At 47.6% G+C, this 18467-nt stretch carries 18 protein-coding genes; 13 read left to right on the forward strand and 5 right to left on the reverse strand.

The window, feature by feature from the left end; all coding sequences use genetic code 11:
• The 13 genes from AC50Y5_RS09880 (at nucleotide 1) to AC50Y5_RS09940 (ending at nucleotide 13936) form a co-directional block, all read left to right on the forward strand.
• Complete coding sequence (locus AC50Y5_RS09880; RefSeq protein WP_494860201.1) at nucleotides 1-1119, forward strand: spore germination protein; 1119 nt, start codon at nucleotides 1-3, stop codon at nucleotides 1117-1119.
• On the forward strand, nucleotides 1109-2320 hold the full coding sequence (locus AC50Y5_RS09885; RefSeq protein ID WP_494860203.1) for a Ger(x)C family spore germination protein: 1212 nt from the start codon (nucleotides 1109-1111) through the stop codon (nucleotides 2318-2320). The genes AC50Y5_RS09880 and AC50Y5_RS09885 overlap by 11 nt, the downstream gene beginning before the upstream one ends.
• Before the next feature lie 170 nt (nucleotides 2321-2490).
• Nucleotides 2491-3420, forward strand: a complete 930-nt coding sequence (locus AC50Y5_RS09890; protein ID WP_494860205.1) for a tyrosine-type recombinase/integrase — start codon at nucleotides 2491-2493, stop codon at nucleotides 3418-3420.
• Nucleotides 3421-3698: 278 nt separating this feature from the next.
• On the forward strand, nucleotides 3699-4241 hold the full coding sequence (locus tag AC50Y5_RS09895) for a DoxX family membrane protein (protein WP_494860701.1): 543 nt from the start codon (nucleotides 3699-3701) through the stop codon (nucleotides 4239-4241).
• Nucleotides 4242-4492: 251 nt separating this feature from the next.
• Nucleotides 4493-5035 (forward strand): DoxX family protein, encoded by a 543-nt coding sequence (locus AC50Y5_RS09900; RefSeq protein WP_494860207.1) that lies wholly within the window; start codon nucleotides 4493-4495, stop codon nucleotides 5033-5035.
• Between the two features lie 193 nt (nucleotides 5036-5228).
• Complete coding sequence (locus AC50Y5_RS09905; RefSeq protein ID WP_172455612.1) at nucleotides 5229-5984, forward strand: Crp/Fnr family transcriptional regulator; 756 nt, start codon at nucleotides 5229-5231, stop codon at nucleotides 5982-5984.
• Nucleotides 5985-6176: 192 nt separating this feature from the next.
• Nucleotides 6177-7082: an SDR family oxidoreductase gene (locus tag AC50Y5_RS09910; RefSeq protein WP_494860209.1), complete on the forward strand. Its 906-nt coding sequence runs from the start codon at nucleotides 6177-6179 to the stop codon at nucleotides 7080-7082.
• Between the two features lie 19 nt (nucleotides 7083-7101).
• Complete coding sequence (locus AC50Y5_RS09915; protein WP_494860703.1) at nucleotides 7102-8076, forward strand: helix-turn-helix transcriptional regulator; 975 nt, start codon at nucleotides 7102-7104, stop codon at nucleotides 8074-8076.
• A 73-nt stretch (nucleotides 8077-8149) separates the two neighbouring features.
• Nucleotides 8150-8623 (forward strand): ferritin-like domain-containing protein, encoded by a 474-nt coding sequence (locus AC50Y5_RS09920; protein WP_494860211.1) that lies wholly within the window; start codon nucleotides 8150-8152, stop codon nucleotides 8621-8623.
• Between the two features lie 235 nt (nucleotides 8624-8858).
• Entirely contained in the window at nucleotides 8859-11426 is a 2568-nt protein-coding gene (locus AC50Y5_RS09925; protein ID WP_327204941.1) for a WG repeat-containing protein, read from the forward strand.
• Between the two features lie 91 nt (nucleotides 11427-11517).
• Nucleotides 11518-12402: a radical SAM/SPASM domain-containing protein gene (locus AC50Y5_RS09930; protein WP_099520280.1), complete on the forward strand. Its 885-nt coding sequence runs from the start codon at nucleotides 11518-11520 to the stop codon at nucleotides 12400-12402.
• A 295-nt stretch (nucleotides 12403-12697) separates the two neighbouring features.
• A complete protein-coding gene (locus AC50Y5_RS09935) occupies nucleotides 12698-13249 on the forward strand; it encodes a class I SAM-dependent methyltransferase (RefSeq protein ID WP_494860214.1) in 552 nt (183 codons plus the stop codon).
• A 66-nt stretch (nucleotides 13250-13315) separates the two neighbouring features.
• Entirely contained in the window at nucleotides 13316-13936 is a 621-nt protein-coding gene (locus AC50Y5_RS09940) for a hypothetical protein (protein ID WP_494860216.1), read from the forward strand.
• A 192-nt stretch (nucleotides 13937-14128) separates the two neighbouring features.
• Here the strand turns inward: AC50Y5_RS09940 and AC50Y5_RS09945 are convergent, their stop codons facing one another.
• The 5 genes from AC50Y5_RS09945 to AC50Y5_RS09965 all read right to left on the reverse strand — a co-directional run bounded on the left by AC50Y5_RS09945 (nucleotide 14129) and on the right by AC50Y5_RS09965 (nucleotide 18349).
• Complete coding sequence (locus tag AC50Y5_RS09945) at nucleotides 14129-14896, reverse strand: ABC transporter permease (RefSeq protein ID WP_056040562.1); 768 nt, start codon at nucleotides 14894-14896, stop codon at nucleotides 14129-14131.
• Complete coding sequence (locus AC50Y5_RS09950; protein ID WP_056040560.1) at nucleotides 14897-15658, reverse strand: ABC transporter ATP-binding protein; 762 nt, start codon at nucleotides 15656-15658, stop codon at nucleotides 14897-14899.
• A gap of 12 nt (nucleotides 15659-15670) precedes the next feature.
• Entirely contained in the window at nucleotides 15671-16537 is an 867-nt protein-coding gene (locus AC50Y5_RS09955; RefSeq protein ID WP_056040558.1) for a pentapeptide repeat-containing protein, read from the reverse strand.
• 15 nt (nucleotides 16538-16552) lie between these two features.
• Nucleotides 16553-16882, reverse strand: a complete 330-nt coding sequence (locus AC50Y5_RS09960) for a PadR family transcriptional regulator (protein ID WP_056040557.1) — start codon at nucleotides 16880-16882, stop codon at nucleotides 16553-16555.
• Nucleotides 16883-17122: 240 nt separating this feature from the next.
• Complete coding sequence (locus tag AC50Y5_RS09965) at nucleotides 17123-18349, reverse strand: chloride channel protein (protein WP_494860220.1); 1227 nt, start codon at nucleotides 18347-18349, stop codon at nucleotides 17123-17125.
• Nucleotides 18350-18467 lie beyond the last annotated feature (118 nt).

An 18467-nucleotide genomic window follows, 5' to 3' on the forward strand; every position in this document is an offset into this window, starting at 1 on the left:
ATGAGCGGGAACCAACAGGCTATAGGCGGCCTTCCCCAGGAAAAACTCACGACCATCCAGGTCGCGGTTATGATTTCTAACTTCATGCTGGGCTCTGGCATATTATCGCTTCCCCGGGTATCAGCGGAAAAGGTTGGCACGCCGGACGCTTGGATATCGGTCTTATTGGGCGGGCTTGTAGCCATTGTGGTGGGGGTCATTATGGCGCTTTTATCGCAAGCCTATCCCGGTCAAACCTTTTATGAATACAGTCGAAAAATTATAGGTTCGTGGCTGGGGCATTTGCTAGGTCCAGTGATGATCTTATATTTTGCCGCGACTGCCGCTTTTCAAGTGCGTTCTTTAGCCGAGGTTTCCAGCTTTATATTATTAGAGGGAACACCGCAATGGGCGATTACTTCCGTATTTTTGTGGGTGGGGCTGTATTTGATGCTGGGCGGACTCGGTGCCATTGCCCGGCTGTTTGAGCTGATTTTGCCACTGACGATTTTCATCTACTTACTGGTAACGTTAATGGGGTTTACTATATTTGATTTAGATAATTTGCGTCCGCTATTGGGGCAAGGCATCTGGCCCGTTCTAAAAGGGATTCAGACGACCTCGCTCGCCTTTACAGGCTTTGAGGTCATTATCTTCTTGACAGCCTATATGAAAAATCCCCAAAAAAACATTAAAGCGGTGACCGCAGGGATAGCCATTCCGCTCGTTATTTATATTGTGACCGTCTTTATGGTCATTGGGGCATTGTCCGTTGATGGCACCTTAACGAAAAACTGGCCTACACTTGATATGGCCAGAAGCTTCGAATTGTCGGGCTTGATTTTTGAAAGATTCGAATTTTTGCTGTTGATTATTTGGATTATGCAAATTTTCTCCAGCTTCACAACCGCCTTTTATTTTTCAGCGTTGGGCATTTCCCAGCTATACAAGCGCAAAATAAAAACCTGTCTGTATGGTCTGCTCCCATTCGTTTATATTTTCGTTGCTGTCCCGAAAAAATTAGACGATGTGTTTACGCTTGGGGACTGGATTGGAAAAGTGGCATTGTATTTGTTTGGGGTTATTCCGATTGTTTTATTGATTGTGACGAAATGGAGGGCGAGCAAGCATGCGAATTAGACATAAAGCCAAGCGCTCGCTCCTTATTGTTTTATGTGCGGTCGTTCTGCCCTTGCAGACGGGCTGCTGGAGCAAGGATGAGATCGAGGATCAAAGCATCTATGTCGGCATGAGCCTGGATCCGGCGAGTGAAACGAAACTGGAAAAAACATTTCGTAAAGAAGGAGACGACTATCGCAAGCGCAAGCTTCTAAGTTATACCCTGCAGATTATTAATGTGCAATCTGAAAGCCAGCATAGTGGCGGACAGGCGCCAGTCTCAGCGAAGCCATATTTTAATATTTCCGAAACCGGGGATTCCATGTTTCAGCTCATTCGCGAGTTTTCGGCGCGAATGGAACGTCCAGTCATTGGCCAACATATGAAGGTCATTGTTATTAATGAGAAGCTTTCGCGGAAATACAGCATGAATGAGCTGCTCGATTTTTTCCTGCGTGACAATGAAATTCGGCCGAGTTGTCTCGTTCTGATTAGCAAAGGGAGCGCACGCAGCACATTGATTGCGAAAGACAACTCTATTATTCCGTCCTTTCGGCTTTCGGGACTAGTGGACAACCGTTACCGCTCCTTAAAAATTTTAGAGCCGATGACGTTATCGAAGCTGGAGGGAAAAATATATGGTGAGCAAAGCTATTTGCTGCAAAATGTCATTGCCGCAGATGGAGAGGTCAAATTTTCCGGCGGGGCCGTTATTAAAGGCAAAACGCAAAAATTGCAAGGGCTACTAAATGAAGAAGAAACGATTGGCTGCGTATGGCTGACTGGAAAAGGAGTGGGTGGCTTGGTCAAAAGCTATCATGAGGACAACCATCAGCCGATTGTCTATGAGGTGAAAAGCATGAAAAGCAAAATTGACGCCAAAGTAGCAGGTGATCAAATTTCCTTCCATGTGAGCATTAAGTCGAAGGGACGGCTGATCGAAGAATGGTTGAACAATAATGAACCGATTGATCCTGCATTTAAAAAACAGGCGGAAGTAGGCAGCCAGAAGGAAGTACGGAGACTGACCAATATGGCTCTGAAAAAGCTGCAGAAGCAATATGGAACGGATGTGCTTGGCTTCGGCAAGCAGTTCAGTATTCAGCATCCGCGCAAGTGGGAGAAAATAAAAGACCGATGGGAAGAGCTGTTTCCTGATATTCCGATTACAGTCAGCATCGACATGGAAATTACCGAATATGGGGCTAAAATTACGCGTTAGTGCCGGATTAAGCGGCATTTGGAGCCTATTTTAGAGCTGAAAAAACTGCGTGAAATACATATTTCACGCAGTTTCCCTTTACGCGCATTATATTTATCAGCTATGATAAGGAATATATCAAATTTTAGCTGGAAAAGTTAGAATTTGAGGAGCTGGAGGTAGCAAGCAGCATGTGGCAGCATGAAATTATCGATACGTATACGCAGGAGCTGGAGCTGTTCTCCATCTGGATGAAAAACAAAGGGATGACGGCGGCGACCCAGCGTGCCTATTTGAGTGACACTCAGCATTTTTTACATATGGTACATCCGAAGGCGCTGGATCAGGTGGGGAAATTGGATATGGTGCGATTTATGTCGGCTTGCCGTGAAAAAGGGGCAGGGGATGAAGCGCGCAACCGCAAGCTATCCTCCTTGCGTTCCTTTTATAAAGCGCTGATCGAGCTTGAGGCTCTCAGCGTTAATCCGGCTGCGCTTATTGCCAAGTCAAAGCAAGAGAAGGGGCGCATTCCTGTCTACTTGGAGGAGGATGAGCTGGAGCAGCTTGTTTCTGCGATTGGTGGAAAATATTACGAGCGAAATCTCGCGATTATGCTGCTCATGTGTTATGCGGGACTGCGGGTAGGCGAGGTTCATCGTCTGAACTTGCAGCATTTTCATTCCGACGGCTCGCTTCATATTCTCGGAAAAGGACGGAAATGGCGGGTTGTTCCACTGCCCGCACCGCTTCAGGAGGTGCTGCGCCGAGCGATAGAGGAGAGAAAGGCGCCGGGACAATTGAAGGAGCAGGCCATGTTCGTCTCGCAATTCGGCAGGCGGCTGTCCATCCGCATGATTCAGACTATCGCAGATGACACGATTGGGCTATTGAAGGAAAGGCTGCCAGAGCTTGCGGGCAAAAAAATTTCCAGCCATAAGCTGCGGCATTCCTTTGCTACGCTGCAAATTCGCAGCGGTACGGACATCCGTACGCTGCAGGAACTTATGGGCCATGCGAGTATAGCGACAACGCAAATTTATACGCATATAGACAATAAACAGCTGCAAAATGCGATGAATAATATTGCGGGCAAAATGAAGGTTGGCAGCAGAAAAGCCTAGCCGTTCGTTATAGCTGGGGAGAGAAAGCGTTGCATCTCTGATGCAGCGTTTTTTTATGAAAGGGATGTCAATAGAAAGCTAACAGCGCATAGCCTGCTTTTTTCATTAGATAAGTTTACATAATTAAAGTTACGGTAACTTATATAATTATCCTCAAATTTACTTAAGAGTAAATAAAATTCAACTTGTTTAATTTTTAATAAAAATACTTACATTATTCATAATTTCCTATATAATGAAATTGTTCGACAAAATTAGACGAAAGGAGGTTAATCATGATGGTACTAACATGGATGAAGGAGAGCCGAATGGCGGCAGCTATTTTTGTATTACTTCGCTTGTATATTGGGGTGAAGTGGCTTTCGGCTGGCTGGGGCAAGCTGACTGGAGAAGGTTTTAGCTCGGCGGGCTTTATGGCGAATGCCGTCGAAAATCCGATCACGGATAAAGCGACGGGCTTGCTTGTTTATCCGGTGTACACGGGGTTTTTGGAGCATTTTGCTTTGCCCAACGCTGATCTATTTAATCTCATTATTCCCATTGGTGAATTTCTCGTAGGGCTGGGCCTTATTTTAGGAGCTTTCACCACGACGGCCGTTTTGTTCGGATTGCTCATGAATTTCATGTTTTTATTAGCAGGCTCTATCTCTACGAATCCTTGGATGGTGCTGCTAGGCGGCATTATACTAATCGGAGGAGCTAATGCTGGCAAGTTCGGGCTGGATTATTACCTGTTGCCCTACATGAAAACGAGGTTTCAACGTATCGCTGGCAAAAGCAGGAACGGCGGAGACAATCCATTTAAGCCGACAGTTGGCTAGAAGGTTATCTCTTAATTTCAGCCAGCTGCTCTGCGCCACTTACATAATAAGCAGCATCAGACTTTAGATTAATGGTGGCGCAGCGCAATGGTCGAACAGCTTCGTGCTTGCGTTCAAATATACGACACAAATAGACGAAATCAGCCAATCTTTTTTGTATATTGTGAAAAAAATCACATATTAATGTTCTACGATCCCTTATGATAAAGACAGAAACAAACAACACATAAACACATAAGGAGTGAGTGGTCATGTTATACAAATGGCTGAGAGAAAATCGAATTGCAGCAGGTGTACTTTTACTGCTTAGACTATATGTCGGGTACCACTGGCTGGAATCGGGCTGGGGCAAGCTGACAGGCGGGGGCTTTGATACGGCAGGATTTTTGAATAATGCTGTTCAGAACCCGGTAGCTGACAAGGCGACAGGGCTCCCCGTCTACCCGACGTATACCGCATTCATCGAGCATTTCGCACTGCCTAATGCAAAGCTGTTCAATTTTTTAATCCCGCTTGGCGAATTTCTAGTTGGTTTAGGTCTCATCGTTGGTGCACTTACGACAGCAGCAGTATTTTTCGGACTTCTGATGAACTTTATGTTCATGTTCGCTGGAACAATATCGGTTAACCCATGGATGGTGCTGCTGGGTGTTTTCATCATCGTAGGTGGCGCAAATGCTGGCAAATATGGTCTTGACTACTACGTGCTGCCACTGCTACGCAAATGGTATCAACGTCTTGTTCATCATAAAAATGACGGCGAAAGCACCGGGCTGAAGCCCTCGGCGAGATGACGCTGAGCTCGGGGACAATTAAATAAATGAAGGCTGCATCGTACAAGTCAAGGTTCTCCACGAACCGCTGATGGCTGCGATGCAGCTTTTTTTCGTGTGATAATTACGGATTTCAACAATTTTATTCCTCTTTTGTATGCACAAAGACGTCATATATTGGTATGATGTACAAAACGGGAGGGGGATGAGCCAGATGAGTGCAAATAGCTCCAACGAACGAGGCAGCTTTGCTCGCCCTGCCATTGCACAAGGAGAAGGCATTGCGGCCTTTTTTACCCCAGCTGATTTGGAACGTTTAACCGAGCGGATGAGCATGCACCGTTATGAGTCGGGCAATCATTTATTTTGGGAAGGCGATGCAGCGAGCTATCATTATTTGATTGTTTCAGGAAGAATTAAGCTGACCCGAATGATGGCGGATGGCAAAAGCTTGACGCTGTCTTTTGCTGGGCATGGCGACTTTCTTGGCGAATATGGCGGTGAAGGTGAGCTTTTGCATGGCATGAGTGCAGAGGCTACAGAAGAAGTGGTTGCTGGGCTTATCGCTTCAGACGAATTGGAGCTGCTGCTTAATACAAATGGGAGCATGGCGGTCAGTTTCGCCAAGTGGCTAGGAATTATGCAGCAAATTAGCCAATCAAAGCTGCGTGACTTGACGCAGTTCGGCAAACTTGGGGCGCTCGCTTCGACGCTGATCCGGCTTAGCAATATGTACGGGGTGCTGCGTCCAGAAGGGCTGCATCTTGATATTCGGTTGACTAACAATGAGCTTGCTGAGCTGATCGGAGCGACGCGTGAAAGTGTCAATCGGATGCTGGCTGCGCTTAAGGATGAAGAGGTAATCAAGGTCGTCCGTGGTGAAATTATTATCCTCAAGCTGGATGAGCTTCGTCATCACTGTGAATGTCCGACGGCACCAACCTGTGCGAAGGGTGTTTGCCGTCTGTAAAATAACGTAAGGCAATCGCTAATGGTGTTGCGGGGGGAAGCGGCTCGCAGGCTTCATTAGCGATTTTGTTTTGCCCTTTAATTTCTAAGCTTGCAGCCCAAATCGTTTGAGATATATGACAGTAGTTGTCATCTAGCGAACGATATAATGGGAGAGACTAGAAGAAGCAATGAAAAGGGAGCGTGACTGGTAATGAAACCATTAGCCGGAAAAGTTGCTGTTGTAGCGGGAGCGACAAGAGGAGCGGGCAGAGGAATTGCAATTGGTTTGGGGAAAGCGGGGGCAACCGTCTATTGTACAGGGCGCAGTGTGCGAGGCGGCTTGTCGAATATGAACAGGCAGGAGACCATTGACGAAACGGCGGAGCTCGTTGCCGCAGCTGGGGGTATAGGCATTGCAGTGCGTGTAGACCATACGGTGGAGTCCGAGGTTCGGGCATTGTTCGAGCGGGTTAAAGCTGAGCAGAATGGGCAGCTAGACCTCCTTGTGAATGATGTGTGGGGCGGTGATCCATTAACCGAGTGGGGCAAGCCGTTTTGGGAGCATTCGCTGGAGGATGGCCTGCTTATGCAGCAGCGTGCTGTTTTTTCTCATATGATTACCAGTTATTATGGAGCGCCGCTTATGACTGCAAGAAAACAAGGGCTTATTATTGAAATTACGGATGGAGTAGACAACGAGTATCGGGGCAATTTGTATTATAGCTTGGCAAAAACGTCGGTTATCCATTTGGCTAAAGCGATGGCAGAGGATTTGCGCCCTTTTGGTGTAACGGCTGTAGCTTTAACACCAGGTTTTCTGCGTTCGGAAGCGATGCTGGACCATTTTGGCGTGAAGAAGGAGAATTGGCGGGATGCAGCCGCGCAGGAGCCGCATTTTCTCATGTCTGAAACACCTGCCTACATTGGCGGAGCGGTTGCTGCACTCGCAGCAGATCCAGAAGTACATCTCAAATCAGGGAAAGCGCTGAGCACTTGGGGGCTTTCGGAACAATATCGGTTTGACGATGAAGATGGCACTCGCCCGCATTGGGGAAACTATGCGGCTACTATCGGAACGGAAGCAAGTTCGGAAGCGGGCGACAGCGAAAAGACATAAGAGATAGGAGGGAAATCAACTGCGGGCAGATCGATTGATTGCAATATTGCTGCTGCTGCAAAATCGCGGCAGAATGACATCGCAGGAGCTTTCGGACAAGCTTGAAGTATCAGGGAGGACGATCCACCGCGACATGGAGGCGTTAAGCGCTGCAGGCATTCCTATCGTGGCCGAGCGGGGGACGAATGGCGGCTGGATGCTTGCCGAAGGCTACCGGACAAATTTGACCGGCATGAAGAAGGAAGAGATCCAGTCGTTGCTTTTGTCTCAGCCGACAGGCATTGTCGGAGCTCTGGGAATCAGCGATAACTTTGAAGCTGCTTTTCAGAAGCTGATTGCCGCATTTCCCTCGATGTATCAGGAGGAAGCGGAAAAGGTGCGGCAGCGCATTCATATTGACGGCGCTGGCTGGCGGGAAGCAAGCGAGCAGGTTCCGCTGCTCCCGCTTATTCAAGAAGCGATTTGGCTGGAGCGTCAGCTGCTCATTATATATTCTCGCGGAGCGGAGCAGGCTAAGAGGCTAGTCCAGCCACTTGGGCTCGTGGCTAAAAATAATGCTTGGTACCTCGTGGCGGACACGGAAGGAGGAATGCGCACGTATCGCATTTCTCGGCTGCAAGAAGCTGCTATGCAGGGAGAGACGTTCGATCGGCCAGATCGGTTCGACTTAGCCTCCTACTGGCAGCAATCCATTGCGGAGTTCAAGTCTGCGCTGCCGCGTTATCCGGCGAAAATCCGCATGAAGGAAGCAGACCTATCTCGATTTCGCCAGCAATGGTATGTAACGCTTACGAAAGTAGGCGCTGTTTCGCAGGGGGAGCTAGAGGCGGATGTGCTGTTCAATACCTTGGAATCCGCATGCGAAATTTTGCTTAAATTCGGTGCAGCTGTTGAAGCTCTTGAGCCGCCAGAGCTGCGCCAGAAGCTGCTTCAAGAGGTAAAGGCAATGGCGAAGCTTTATGCGGACAATCTGGAGGATTACGCTGACAAATAGGCAACTGTAAACAAATGGGCTGCACACTCATATGCTGATCTAAATAATGATCCTTATTTGTGGAGGCTAATAGATGAATTGGGTTAACTATCAATGGAGAAACACGGTTTTTATGCCAGTATGGGCAACAACCCCACAGCATGCGCTAACGTTAATCAAAGAAGCTGTACAAGGGGAACGAAATGACGAGTTGTTTTATGATGAGCTTATTAGGCTAGCGCCAAATGCCGAACAGGCTGGGATCATTATGTCCATTCGCAATGATGAGCGCGGGCACAACCAAATGTTTCGCGGGATGTATAGACAACTTACTGGCCAGGAAATTACCGGAGTCAGCAATGAAGCCCATCAGCCGGTGAGCTCCTACCTTGCTGGAATAGAGGAGGCTTTATTAGGAGAGCTTGCTGCAGTTGAAAAATACCGCAACATTTGGTTTGGCTTGCCCGCGGGTATATATAAAGACACGGTTTTTGGCATTATTTTAGACGAGATGAAACATGCAAGCAAATACAATTATCTTATTACATTAAATCGAACGAATGGCTAGTTTAGAAAAAAATAAAGCCGGTTGCTCCTGATAGGAGAATGTACCGGCTTTATTTTTTTGTAAGGAGTTCATTTACTTAACTTAAGAAAAACGAATAAACGTATTTTGTTTACATAAAAAATAATATGTCACCTTTTTCGAGGGAGCCTCTCTTAACCTCCTATCATATTCTCTTTTTTCCTGCATATGTTTAGTTTGTTAAGGATAAATTCCAGTCGTATACGGGTGGGGTGTGATGAAAATGAACGCGGATGACATGCAGTGGGTGCGATTGGCTGCCGCTCATTTGCCGATTGGTGCGGAGCTTGCTGAAATTTGTTGCCCGTCGCCACATTACGCAGTTGTAGTGGCAGATTTAAATGGGGACGGTTGCCCCGAAGTAGCAGCGGTGTATCGTTTGCATAACGAATATTTTGTTATGATTTTGCAGCATTGTCAGTTTGGCTGGGTTGTAGCCGCTTGTGTGAAAGGAATGGGGTACGGCGTAACAGTGATGACTGCCGCGCCTGTAACCAACTGCTTATGCTGTAATTTAATCATTGGCTGGCAGGTTGGGGCGATATGGTCCACGCTGTCTGTGTATGCCTACAGCAATTTCAAGCTTTGTCCCGTGCTGCCGGATGGCATCAATTTCAGCTATTTGGATGTGGAGGATATGCCAGGACCGAACGGAAGGGATGGTCAAGCTGAACTGGCGCTATGGGCACATGACACGGGGGAAGCTTATGATGTCCACGTCATGCGCTGGTCGAAAGGGATGCTTGTTCCAGCGCCAGATGTGTATCCCTATTACTTTTGCAAAGTTGTCGACTATTACGAACGAATGGTAGCGGAGCATCCGGATTATGGTTTTTATTGGTTCCATCTGGCAGATGCGCAGTTTAAAGCGTGCCAGCTGCAGGCGGCGCTTGCCTCTGTCCACAAGGCGCTTAGCTTCCCCCAGCCTTATCCATCGCTTGAGGTGCTGAAGCAATTAAAGCATGCCATATTGGCTAGCAGCCGAGGGGAGATGGGCATAGAGGCAGCACGGCCAGCAGCAGGTATAACTGCCGATATTGACGGCTTTGATGCGGAAGATAGGGAAAATGAGCGCAGAGTGGTACTTCTTCCCGCAGCAGTAAAGACGACGAGCGGGACAAAATGGGGCTATATTGATGCAAAAGGCAGCTTCGTCATAGCGCCGCAATTCAGCAGTGCAGATGCTTTTCAGCCGAATGGGCTAGCAGTTGTTCAATTAGGCAACAATAGCGGCCTAATTGACATGTCAGGCGCTTTCCGTATACGGCCGATTTATGATTTTATCGGCCCGTTCACGGAAGGACGTGCGGTCATCATTGATAGCGCAGGCTTTAAAATCATCGATGAGCGGGGAAATGTGCTGACGACTAAAGCCTATTCATACATCTCTGCGTTTGCAGATGAACGGGCGATGTTCTACGTCATGAATGAAGCAGACAGCAGCTCCAAATATGGGTATTTGGACCGTAAAGGGACGGAGGTTATTCCGGCACAGTTCGAAAGCGCTGGCGATTTTACCAAAGGAAAAGCAGTCGTAAAGCTGCATGATCAGGCCTTTGCGTTAATTGATCGAAGTGGACGCAAGCTTGCGGAATATCCGTTTTATGATGTAGGCCAGCTCGGAGAGGGGCTGCTTTCCTATCAGCCGGAGCAAAACGGCAAATACGGGTACATTAATGAGCGCGGCCAATCGGTCATTTATCCGGCGTTTACAGCGGCCATGCCGTTTCAGGATGGACGTGCGATTGTGAATACAGCGGAGGATTTTCGCGCGCTGTACGGCGTCATTGACAAGCGGGGCGGCTATGTTGTGCAGCCGGCCTATAATGATATTCGCCAGCTGGGCGAGCAGCGGCTGGCGCTGGGCAAGGCGAGAAATGCGGATCAGCCGTATATCGGCTCGCTGTATGCGATTGCAGATCAAGACGGCAAACTGCTGACGGACTATTTTTTCACGGATGTGGCGGATTATAAATATGGGCTGGCTTCCGTTACGGACGGGAAACAGACCTATTTTATAAATACAAAAGGGCAGCCTGCACAGGGGTATCCACGCCTGTCCGGAAGAGGCGTATTAACGATTATGGATGGCGTTGTGCAGGCGATAGTCGATAACCGGGAGTCCTATTATACGCGCAGCGGTCGCCTTATTTGGCAAAGCAACACGATCATTCCGCTGCGGGTTCCACTGCGTGTCAAGGAACATAAATATAAGCCGAACGTCGATTATTTGGTGTATTATCCAAGCGTTGAGGGTATGGTCAACCAAGCGGCACAGCAGCAGGTGAACCGCAAGCTGGAGGAGCTGTCGCAGGTCAAGAGGGTCCCGGCGAATGTGCAGCTGGAGTATTCGTATGATGGCGATTTTGACGTCGCCTGGTTCCACAAAAACCTGCTCGTTTTGCAGTTGAACGGCTACAATTTCCCGTTCGGTGCTGCTCATGGGATGCCGACGATGATTTACAGCCATATCAATGTCATCGACGGGTCGATGTACGAGCTGAAGGATCTGTTCCAGCCAGGCAGCAACTATGTAAAGGTGCTTAGTGATATCGTTGGCGAGCAAATTAAGACGGATCCTCAGTACAGCTATGTGTTCCCGGACACGTATATGGGCATTAAGCCGGATCAGCCTTTTTATGTGACGGAGGATGCGCTGCATCTTTATTTTAACCCTTATGATATTGCACCGTTTGCTGCCGGGTTCCCGACGTTCCGCATTCCGTATGCCCAAATAAGCACCATTATTGCAACAGAAGGTGCTTTTTGGCGGTCCTTTCATTGAGAGTAGCGGCTTTTATAGCATAATGGTCGCGCAAGCGGAGAGCATGCTATAATAGCAGGAAGGACTATGGAGCAGAATGGAGCAACGCGCAATGAAGAGGTTTAAAAAGTTTTATGTGGAAATTACGAGCATCTGCAATCTGGCCTGTACCTTCTGTCCCCAGACACAGCGGGCGAAAGGCTTTATCCAGGTCGAGGATTTTGAGAAGCGGCTGGAGCAGATTAAACCGTTTACGGACTATATTTATTTTCATCTCAAAGGCGAGCCGCTGCTGCATCCGAAAATTGACGAGCTGCTGGATCTGAGCCAAAAGCACGGCTTCAAAGTCAATTTGACGTCAAACGGGACGCTGCTTCATAAAGTGAAAGAGAAAATTTTGACAAAGCCTGCGCTGCGCCAAATGAATTTCTCTTTGCATAGCTTTGACGGACACATTGGCTCGACGAATAAGGAAGGTTATGTTCGAAGCGTATTGGATTTTGCACGTGAGGCGGTTGAGCGGACAAATATGATCATTTCGCTGCGCCTTTGGAATTTGCATACCGACAATGCGACGAATGCGGAGCGCCAGCGCAATCGCGACGTTTTGGCGATGATTGAACAGCAATTTGGGCTGGATTACTTCATTGAGGAGCGGGTTGCTCCCGGTAAAGGACTGAAAATTGCTGATCGTATTTACTTGAATCAGGATCATGAATTTGAATGGCCCGATTTGAAAGCGGAAGAGGATGACGGCAAAGGCTTCTGCTACGGGCTGCGCAATCAGGCAGGCATTTTGGTCGATGGAACGGTCGTTCCATGCTGCCTCGACGGCGAAGGCGTCATTGATCTAGGGAACATTAATGATAAACCGTTCTCGGACATTATTGAGGATGATCGGGCGATTAAGCTGGTCGAAGGTTTCTCCCGCAGGGAAGCGGTCGAGGAGCTATGCCGGAAATGCGGCTATCGCAAGCGCTTCGGAGCTGGGGCATAAGAAGATACGGGTCGAATGCAGCCCAATGCAGCACGATGGAGCTTGTACGGCGCATGCGAACGTGAGCGTGATAAACGTCAAACAGAAAAACCGGAATCCTTGATTGAAGGAGACCGGTTTTTTCCACGTTCAGCCATAGACTAGGGGAGTATTAAACGAATGAGCAACATACTTATAATCAAAAATGACTATCCATGCATTGTTTTTATTAGTTATAATTATTACTATTGAGGACTTAAACGGTGGCGTTTAGGCTAGACATAGCCCCAAAATAAAACGACTTGGAGCTGAAATTTTGAACAATCCATGGCAAGAAATTAAACTGGATATATATGAAAACCACATGAAGTCTGATGCTGTATTTCAATTACAAACTTTAAATCAAATCACAAAAGAGCAGTTTGAAAGTTATGGGCACGAAATCGTTGGTATCCTTGGAGTTGCTGGGGGAAATGGACTAGACGTGATTGATTTACATACTACTAAAAAAATATATGGTTTTGACATAAACAAAGATTACTTGAATGCTTGTCAAAAAAGATATTCTTATATGGGGAATACGCTTGAGCTAGTGCATTGTGATATTTGTGATCCTACATTTACATTACCAAAAACAGATTTATTAATCGCAAATTTAATTATTGAGTATGTTGGAGATGCTTCATTTGTTTCCCTAATCAATCAGAACAGAAATCAAGTAGAAGTTGTTTCTTGCACGATTCAAAAAAATCAAGCTGACAGCTTTGTAAGTCAATCCAATTACATATCAGCCTTTGATCCATTACTTTCAATTGCACATGATGTAGATGCAAAAAAAATCATTAGACTGGATTTCAAAAAATCATAAGAAATATAATGCAATTCGATTATAATAAGAAGTTAGTTTTAATCACTAGATAGGGGAATGTGAGCCATGATAAAAAAAGTATTTAATATAACGGTATTATCAACAATAGTAGTCACCCTTTCTGCTTGTTCGGTTTTAAAGGATGCTGAACCATTAACAAGCGAACAAGCCCAAACCTATACAAATGCTACCGCAAATAAGTATCAGACGATTTTCAAAGGTAGGGGACAGACTGTTGTCTTTGCTAATGGAACATCCCTTCATTATGAAATTGCCGAAGATCATATAGACTCCATGGGTGGCGAAAACGACGGCGATTGGGTAGTCAAAGAGTCCGCGGAACAGCTCATTGCAAGTGTCAATGGGGAAAAAATCAATATTACGGATGCTCTTGAGGAAAAAGGCTATTTTTACTATGGCTATCGGGACGATGCTGACATCCTGCATAGACTATATATCGTTAAAAATGCAGGCGGCACCAAGGATTATGCAGAACGCTGGTATTCCCAAGCTGAGTGGCTACCTGAGCTTGGCATGAGTGGAGGTTCAAGGGGACTCAGCGGACCTTTGGCCATGGCCATTGGGTCTGCCGAACTAGATGTGAACGATGATAATGCTGAGCTTGATACTGCGCTACAAAAGCATTTAAAGCATTATTGGAATGAATATGGGGAAGAATCGTTTTAACCCATGCTATTTAAAAGGAAGCCTTGTTATGCTAAAGGCGAACGTTAGTTCAGCGATCCAGGAGCAGTTTGCCACAGCGGCAGCTGCTCCTGCTGTTATTAAGCTAAAGGCAGAATCCTTCCAATATTTGTAGAAGTATGAATGAACAGAAAGAGTTTTTCAGGGGAAGGGCTGAATATGGTCGCTCCTTTTTCATACCCGCTTATTGTACACCCTCATTGCAAAGAAATAGGCTATGAGCAAAATCCCGACGCACCACGCAAGAGCGATCCATATATCATTGCCCACCGGCTGCCCTGACAGTAGTGCACGGATGGCTTCCACTATCGAGGTCACCGGTTGTTTTTCGGCAAAGGCACGAACGACCGCAGGCATCGACTCGGTAGGTACAAACGCCGAGCTGATAAACGGCAGGAAGATAATCGGGTAGGAAAAGGCGCTTGCGCCGTCCACCGACTTTGCTGACAGCCCTGCAATTGCCGCGACCCAAGTTAATGCCAACGTAAACAGAGCAAGTATGCCAACTACTGCAAGCCATGACAGTGGCCCCGCGGACGAACGAAAGCCCATAACGAGCGCTACAAGTATGATGACGACAATCGATAGGGCGTTGGATACCAGCGAGGTCAGCACATGTCCCCACAATAAGGTGGAACGTGAAATGGGCATAGAGTGAAACCGCTCGAATATGCCGCGTTGCACATCGGTAAAAAGGCGGAAAGCCGTGTAGGATATACCGCTAGCAATAGCAATGAGTAGGATGCCAGGCAACAAGTAATTCACATAGTTATCCGTTCCGGTTTCAATTGCACCGCCGAAGACATAGACGAACAGCAACAACAAAGCGATCGGCATGATGGTAACCGAGATAATGGTGTCCATACTGCGGAAAATATGGCGCATGGAACGTCCAAGCATAACGCTCAGATCGCTGACAAAGTGCTTCTTTACCGTCTCCATTTATTTTCCCTCCTTGTTGCCGACGATTGCGAGGAATATCTCCTCTAATGTCGGCTGTTTTTCAACATATTCCACCTTTGTCGATGGAAACAGCGTTTTCAGCTCCGAAAGCGTGCCGTTGGCAATAATTCTACCCTCGTGCAAAATGGCAATTCGGTCGGCAAGCTGCTCAGCTTCTTCCAAATACTGCGTGGTCAGGAGTACCGTCGTGCCACCGTCGGCAAGCTCCTTGACAATCTTCCAAACCTCGATACGCGACTCGGGATCAAGTCCAGTGGTCGGCTCGTCGAGGAAAATAATCTGTGGTTTTCCCACAAGGCTGAGGGCGATGTCGAGCCTGCGGCGCATACCGCCCGAATAAGTAGACACCTTGCGGTCAGCGGCGTCTGTCAGGACGAAGCGTTTAAGCAAATCGTCCGCAACCTGGCGCGGATTTTTGAGGTATCGCAGCTTGGCAATCATAATAAGATTTTCTCGTCCGGTTAAAATTTCGTCCACGGCGGCAAATTGCCCGGTCAGACTGATCGCCTGCCGCACATGGTCGGGTTCTGTAGCAACATCGAATCCGTTTACGTAGGCGGTTCCGCTGTCTTTTTTGAGCAGCGTGGTGAGAATTTTGACAACGGTTGTTTTGCCCGCCCCGTTGGAGCCGAGCAGGGCGAAAATACTGCCCTTTTCCACCTCGAAATCTACGCCCTTTAGGACTTGCAGCTGCTTGTAGGACTTTTGCAGGCCAATCACTTGAATCGACTTGTGCTGCATATTTTTCCCTCCTTATATAACCGTAACTTTAGACAAATCAGCATCCATGCCTTTAAGGGCAGCATAGGTCAGCTTATCCATCGTCGCGCCTTCAAAGCAGATGGTTTTGATCGCACGGTAATATTTCTTGGACAAAGAAAAGCCAGAAAGGAACGAAACATTTTTGAGTATCGCGCCTTTAAACGAAACCTCATTCAGCGCCGACTTGTCAAACTTGACGCCTATGAAGGTCTGCTCGTCAAATCGCACCCCTCGCAAATCCGAATATTTGAAGTCCACTCCGTTAAAGGTACATCTTTCAAAGATTGTTTTTCTAAGGTCGGTCATCGTTAACTGGACGTCAGTTAGCTTCACATCAATGAATTTTGCTCCGTCCAGACCCGACTTGCTGATGTTGGTACGTACAAGGATGGACTTGTGGAAGCTTGAATCCTTAAGGTCAATGGCAGAGAGGTTGCAGTCAGTGAGATTGGCATGGTCAAAAATAGCTTCACCCACATCGCTGCTCGCAAATGTGCTGCCCGTCAAGTCAGCACCCGTAAAGTCGGTACCACGTAACGCACTCGCAGCAAATTTTCCTTTATGCGCGTTAACGCCCGCAAGATCGCTCTTGGGCAGATAACTCGCACTAAAATTCGTCACCACTTGCCGTTCCAGCGAGCGGGAGAGGTTAGCGACCTCCAGTATAGTTTGTTCGATGTCGCCGATGCTCTCAATGGTCATATGAAACGCGGTTGCATCATCTTTGCCCTCGGTTTTGAGTTCGGAATACCGCTCCTGCAAATCGGAGTGCAGGTCCGCCTTTAATTCGCTGACGCTTTTTACCCCATCGTAGGGCGTAAATACACCGTTCAAATAGTTCGTCAATTTCTGATTCATCTCATCAAATCTCCTTTATAATAAATTTTCTAGCACGCGCTTCGAATACTCCCAATTGCTTTTGTTGCGGGCGTAAGTCTCCTTGCCCTTGTCGGTAATCCGAAAATACTTGCGCCGTCCTCCCTGAGATTCATCGCCCCAATACCACTCGATATCGCCGTCTGTTTCAAGCCGCCGGACGCTGGAGTACATCGTGGCTTCCTTTAATTCATACTCGCCGCCCGAGCGCTCTGCGATCAGTTTGACAATTTCGTACCCATAGCGGTCAGCTTCGGATAGGAGCCGTAAAATCATCGTATCGGTATGTCCGCGCAGCAGGTCGGATGTAATTTTGCTCTCGCTCATGTAATCACCTCCGCATTTTTATAATACGACACACTACTGTGACTGTCAAGGTAGTATTTCAAGTGAGATACTTTGTTTGAAAAGAAATATTTTTCGCTGAAGGAGTAAGTCGTGGAGAGGCTTCTGTGGATAATGAACAAAAATATACCGATGCCTACTCCGACTTATACATCGGTGTAGACATCGGTATGAAAGAACGAAGGAACATATAGAAGTTTGCGCAATATGGGAATAGAACAGTCATGAAGAGAATTTAAAAAATGAAAACCGAAGCTTAAGCTTATGCGTGCGACGAGACCAGTATATGCCCGTATGCCCGGAGAAAAGGTAGCTGATGATGCAGCCCAGCAGCAAATAAGGAAAGGCCTCGATGCCAAATAGCTCCATGCCCATTATGGCAGCGGCGAGCGGGGTATTGGTGGAACTGCCAAATACAGCAACGAAGCCAATGCCCGCAAGCAGGGGCACAGATACAGACAGCAGGCCGCCAAGCGCACTGCCTAGTGCAGAACCGATGACGAACAGCGGCGTTACTTCGCCGCCCTGAAATCCAGCGCCAAGCGTAACGGCGGTGAACAGGATTTTCAATAGAAAAGCGAATGGAGATAATGCTTCTTGAAAGGCTTGTTCCATTAGTGGGAGCCCAAGGCCAACATAATCTCGCGTCCCTACGGCGTAGACGAGCAAAATGATAAGCAGACCACCGATGAAGCTTTTGAAAGCTGGATTCGGGATATAATGGTTGAATACCGCTTTGAGCTTATGTGTAAGTACGACGAATAGCCGCGCCGTTAAACCGAACAATACCGAAGCGAGCACAATAGCGAGCAGCAGCTTTATATTGAAGCCTGGCAGGCTGCCGATGGCATAATGGCTATGATGCGTGCCTAACCCAAGGGCGACGGCGTGTCCAGTAAAGCCGGCCGCCAAAGCGGGCAGCAGCAGCCAGTAGGGGACGAGGCCTATTGCGAGCAGCTCTAAGCTGAATATGGCGCCAGCAAGCGGGGTGCCGAAGACGGAACCGAAGCCGCCGCTTATACCGCAGATAAGCAGCATCTTTCGCTCTAGCCCACCGAGCCGACAAAGGCATCCGATATAGCTAGCCATACTGCCGCCCATTTGCACGGCTGTCCCTTCACGTCCGGCTGAACCACCGAATAGATGGGTGATCATCGTACCGAAAAGAACGAGCGGTGCCATGCGCAGCGGCACTCCGCCATCTTCTGCATGCAGCTGCTCCAGCACAAGGTTATTCCCTTTGCCAGCATCTCCGCCTAGCTTCATATACAGATAGCTGGCCAAAGCTCCACCTAGTGGAAGAAGCCAGAGCAGCCATGGATGCGCCAGCCGCTGATACGTTGCTGCATCCAAAAGCGCCAGCAGCAGCGCAGAAGCAGCTCCCGTGAGTAGCCCAGTGGAGCCAGCAATGCCTAGCCAAATAAGGAGAATGCGTATTTGCTGCTTCATGAATTATAATGCCCCTGACATGATAAGTTGATATTTAAGTCTATATCCCTTTTTCGGATGAGTCAATGAATGGAGGGCTTCACCATACATCAAATAATTGTACGTCATACAATTATTC

The organism is Paenibacillus sp. JT22N7 (assembly GCF_059383875.1).